4 protein-coding genes and 1 tRNA gene are annotated in these 4,761 nt (G+C 69.6%); all 5 read left to right on the plus strand.

Annotated features, from left to right (window positions below; translation table 11 throughout):
- The first annotated feature begins 88 nt into the window (after positions 1 to 88).
- A tRNA-OTHER gene (locus tag E1166_RS31300) sits at positions 89 to 195 on the plus strand.
- Between the two features lie 31 nt (positions 196 to 226).
- Complete coding sequence (locus tag E1166_RS29510) at positions 227 to 673, plus strand: hypothetical protein (protein WP_132343111.1); 447 nt, start codon at positions 227 to 229, stop codon at positions 671 to 673.
- Positions 670 to 2,391: a terminase gene (locus E1166_RS29515; RefSeq protein WP_207914646.1), complete on the plus strand. Its 1,722-nt coding sequence runs from the start codon at positions 670 to 672 to the stop codon at positions 2,389 to 2,391. Before E1166_RS29510 ends, E1166_RS29515 begins: the two co-directional genes overlap by 4 nt.
- 35 nt (positions 2,392 to 2,426) lie before the next feature.
- Positions 2,427 to 3,833 (plus strand): phage portal protein, encoded by a 1,407-nt coding sequence (locus E1166_RS29520; RefSeq protein WP_132343112.1) that lies wholly within the window; start codon positions 2,427 to 2,429, stop codon positions 3,831 to 3,833.
- Positions 3,817 to 4,593, plus strand: coding sequence for a hypothetical protein (locus E1166_RS29525; RefSeq protein WP_132343113.1), 777 nt, complete (start codon positions 3,817 to 3,819; stop codon positions 4,591 to 4,593). Before E1166_RS29520 ends, E1166_RS29525 begins: the two co-directional genes overlap by 17 nt.
- The last annotated feature ends 168 nt before the right edge of the window (positions 4,594 to 4,761 follow it).

Below are 4,761 nucleotides of genomic sequence, written 5' to 3' on the forward strand. Positions count from 1 at the left end.
CCTCACCGAAGCGGCATAGCGCCTCCCTGTCTGTACGGGCATAGAGGTCGCAACGGAGGGTCACGAATCACGCTCTGTTATCCCCATCGCGGCCGTAGTCCAGCGGCCTAAGACGCCGTGTGCGAACGGTTCGAGTCCGGCCGAAAGGCAAGAGGCCCCGACACGGTAACGCCGGTCCGAATCCGGTCGGCCGCGCTTCCCTACCCGCTCGAAAGGAGGTCCCACCATGTCCCGAGGCACGATGCACGCACCGAAGAGCGACGCCACGCGCCGCCGCCGCAACGCCCCGGCGCATGGCGAGACCGTCCTTCCCCGCGACGGTGAGATCCGGGGCCCCGAGCTGGCCGCGCTGATGCCCTCGCGAACCTTCAGCGCCGACGTACTCGCGTGGTTCGACGACTGGCGGCGCTCCCCACAGGCCGCAGTGTTCGAGTTGACCGACTGGCGTCGCTTGGCCCTATTGGCCCCCATCGTAGAGTCCTACTTCCGCCGTCCCTCAGCCGCCGCGCTGTCCGAGATCCGGATGAACGAAGAGCGCCTAGGCGCGACCGTCGTCGACCGGATGCGCGCCCGTATGCGGATCGAGGACGACGCCGAGACCGACGGCGACGACTTGCCAGCCGGCGTAATCCCGATCGACCGTCGCGCCGCGCTGCGCGATCGGCTCGCGTGACCGCCGAGGACGCCCGCGCCGCTGAACTAGAAGAGCTGACCCGCCTCGCCGCGATCGAGGCCCGGAAGGCCATCGCCGCGCACGCCCTGACGACGATCGAGGCGTTCCCGCTCGACGGGAGCGTGAAGACCCTCGGGTGGGGCGTCATCGACTGGGTCGAGGGCTGGCTTTTGCAGCCCGACGGCGACGACGCGGGCGAGCCGTACCGGCTGACGCGCGAGCAACTGAACTTCGTCCTTTGGTTCTACGCGGTCGACGATCGGGGCCGCTTCGTCTACCGCCGCGCCGTGCTGCGCCGCGCAAAGGGGTGGGGAAAGAGCCCCTTCCTGGGCGCGCTGGCGCTGGCTGAGCTGTGCGGCCCGGTCCGGTTCGCCCGCTGGGGCCCGGACGGTGAGGCCGTCGGTAAGGCCCACCCCGCCCCGTGGATCGTGATCGCGGGCGTCAGCGAGACACAGACCGAAAACACCATGGCCGCTATCCGCGCCATGGTCGAGCAGTCGCCCCTGGTCGAGGCCGCCGGGCTGGACATCGGTAAGACGCGGATCTTTACACCCGCTGGCGGCAAGATCATGCCGGTTACCGCGTCCAGTTCGACCCAGGAAGGCGCACGCCCGTCCTTCGCGATCATGGACGAGACGCACCACTGGACGGAGTCGAACGGCGGTTACGCCCTCGCCCGCGTGATCCGGCGCAACCTGGCGAAGTCTCGCGACGGTATGGCCCGCGCGATCGAGACGACGAACGCGCACGGCCCGGGGCAAGACAGCGTCGCCGAGATTTCCTATCTCGCGTACCTGGCGATGAAGGAAAAGCGCACTCGCGCGACCGGCATCCTGTACGACTCCCGCGAGGCCCCCGGGCACATCGATCTGAGCGACCGCGACGCCCTCATGGACGGCCTCGCGATGGCGTACGGAGATTCCCTGTGGGTCGACCTCGAACGGATCGCCGAGGAGGTTTACGACCCGGCGACGCCGCCCGAGGAGGCGCGACGATTTTATTTGAATCAGATCGTCGCCGCCGCGGATAGCTGGCTCGCCCCACACGAATACGACGCGAACGCCCGCGACGATCTGGCCCCGCTGAAGCGCAGCGAGCCGGGGAAGTGGCGCGAGGCCGACACGGTAACCCTCGGCTTCGACGGCGGCCGGACGGATGACTCGACCGCGCTGGTCGCGGTGCGCATGTCGGACGGCGCGGCCTTCCTTCTCGGCCTCTGGGAGAAGCCCGAGGGCCCGAGCGGGAACGGCTGGGAGGTCAATCAGGACGACGTCCGCGGCGTCGTCGACCACGCCTTCGCGACTCTCGACGTCGTCGCGTTCTTCTCGGACGTCGCCTACTGGGAGACCGACGTCGACCGCTGGCGCGAGCTGCACGGGGAACGCCTCCTAGTGAAGGCCACGACCCGTCACACGATCGCCTGGGACATGCGCGCCCACCAGGGCGACACGGTCCGCGCGGTCGAGGCCCTTCATCGGGCCTTCATCGACGGCGAGGTCCCTCACGACGGCGAGCCGCGTCTTCGGCGACACGTCCTGAACGCCCGCCGCCGGCCGAACAGGTGGGGCGTCAGCTTCGGCAAGGAAACGCGCGAGAGCCCGAAGAAAGTCGATGCACTCGCCGCTCTCCTCCTCGCGGTCATGGCGCGGTCCCGCGTGATCGCGGACGGCGCGCTCGCGAGGCGACGCAAGCCGACCGGCCGCCTGTACGGCTTCTAGCCGCCCGTTTAAACGCCCCTGAAGGAGCCCCGTCCGTGCCTACCACAGACGGCGCGGTCGTCGGCCACGCCGAAGAACTGATCAACGAACACAAGGCCGCGACCGGCGACCCTGCGAAGGGGGCCGGGCAGGTCGCGCGGTATCTGCGGGGCGAGCACGACTTGCCGTACATGCCGCGCGGTGCCCGAAGCGAGTACGTGTCGCTTGCGCAGAAGTCCATTACGAACTGGCTCCCGCTGATTTCCGAAACGTACGTGAAGGGCCTCTTCGTGGACGGCTACCGCGCGAAGCGGGCGGCCGACAACGCGAAACCCTGGGAATACTGGCAGGCAAACCGCCTTGACGCCCGACAGACCATCGCTCATCGCGGCGCGCTGGACTACGGCGCGGCGTACGTGCGTGTCCTGAAGGGTAAGCCCGCCCCGAGTATTCGACCCCTCCCCGCGCTGTCGACCTGGGCGCGATACGAGGACGACGGCGACGAGTGGCCGGTTGACGGCCTGTACGTGAAGGGCCTCTCGGTCGACGGTGACCGGCTATACGAGACGTACGACAAAACGAACGTATACGAGCTTGCGCAGCCGAAGGACGGCGGGGCGCTGCGGGTCATCCGCACAAACGCACATGGCCTTGGCGTGACCCCGCTGGCGCGCTTCCGCGACCGCCTCGACGGCGACAACCGAGGGATTATCGCGCCGCTGATCGTCCTTCAGGATCGGATCAACGAGGCTGTCTTTTCGCTGCTGATCGCGTTGCAATTCGCCAGTTTCCGCCAGCGGTGGGCGACTGGCCTCGCGATTCCGACGGTCGACGACCCCGAAAACCCGCTATTCGGGCAGCCGGTCGAACCGTTTCAGGCTGCCGTCGACCGTCTGTGGGTCACGGACTCGCCGGATGCGAAGTTCGGTTCGTTCGACCAGACCGACACCCGCGGGCACCTCGAAACGTACGGGTCCGGCGTCCGGACGCTGGCCGCGATCGCCCAGCTAAGCCCTCACGTCCTCCTCGGCGACCTCGTCAACCTCTCGGCCGACGCGCTGGCCGCCGCCGAGGCGTCTACGCAGCGGAAGATCGGTGAGTACGAAACCGTCTTCGGTGAGAGCTGGGAGCAGACCCTACGCCTAGCCGCGCTCGCGGCCGGCGACCGGACCGCCGCGCAGGACATGACCGCTCAGGTCCGCTGGCGCGACACCGAGGCCCGCAGCATGGCCGCCGCTGTCGACGCCCTCGGGAAGATGGTTCAAATGCTGGCCGTCCCGGCCGAGGCCGCCTGGGAGCGGATTCCGGGCGTGACGCAGGACGATATCGAGCGGTGGCGCGAGATGGCGAAGTCGTCCGACGGCCTGACGAAGCTCGCCGCGTCGTTGGCCCGCCGGGCCGAGCCCGCGGCGGTCTCATCGCCACGTGCCGACGCGGGGGCCGCCGATGGCACCGACGGCTGATCAGGTCGCGGACGAGTATCGGCGGCTTCAGTCGCAGCTATCAGGCGAGGCCGCCGCACAGGTGACCGTGGCGTACGAAACGCTGCTGAACCCGCTCGACCTCGAACGGACCTTCCCGCTATACGCCGAGGTCGTCGCGCAGATCATCGAAGCGGCTCGCCAGTCGGCGGCCGTTCTGGCCGGGGCCTTCTACATCGCTCACCGCGAAGCGTCGAGGGTCCTCGGCGAGGTACCGGCGATCGCGTACGCGGGTCAGCTTCCGCCGGCCCTGCTCTCGACGTCGCTCCTCGTGACCGGCCCGGTCCGCGTGAAGCGGTTGACCGCGCAGGGTGCCTCCCCCGCCCAGGCGGCGGCCGGGGGCCGCGTGGCGACCGCTCGCGCAGCAATCCGGCACGTCACCGACGGCGGCCGGGCGACGATCCGGGACACCACGCGCCGCGACCGGCTGGCCCTCGGCTTCGCCCGGCTCACGGACGGCGACCCGTGCTACTTCTGCGCGATGCTCGCCAGCAGGGGCCCGGTCTACGAGTCCGAGCTAGCGGCGGTCGGCGATGAAGACGACCCCTATCACGACGGCTGCGGTTGCGTGCCCGCCCCGGTCTACCGGCGCGCGGACCCGTGGCCCGGTCAGGCGCGCGAGTACGAATCCCTGTGGAAGGACGCGACTACCGGCAGGTCCGGCCGTGCCGCGATCAACGCCTTCCGCCGTGCCTACGAAGCGCGCCAGCGAGCGACCCGTGAGGGCGCTCAGACGGCCTGAGAGCGCCTGACGCTCTCTGGTCCTGCCTCACCCCTAGCCACGCTGCGCTGAACGATCAGTGCGACAGCTAGGCCCCGCGCGGGCAGGCCCCGCGCACTCCCCTACCGACCCAGGAGGTCGAACCCGTGCCCGACGAGCCGAACACCCCGCCCGTGACCACCCCCGCCC

This window comes from Micromonospora sp. KC213 (genome assembly GCF_004348325.1).
Lineage (GTDB): Bacteria > Actinomycetota > Actinomycetes > Mycobacteriales > Micromonosporaceae > Micromonospora.

Bases quoted from the DNA above. Each gene is read 5' to 3' on its own strand.
- E1166_RS29525 (WP_132343113.1), top strand. From the start codon at position 3,817: ATGGCACCGACGGCTGATCAGGTCGCGGACGAGTATCGGCGGCTTCAG.
- E1166_RS29510 (WP_132343111.1), top strand. From the start codon at position 227: ATGTCCCGAGGCACGATGCACGCACCGAAGAGCGACGCCACGCGCCGC.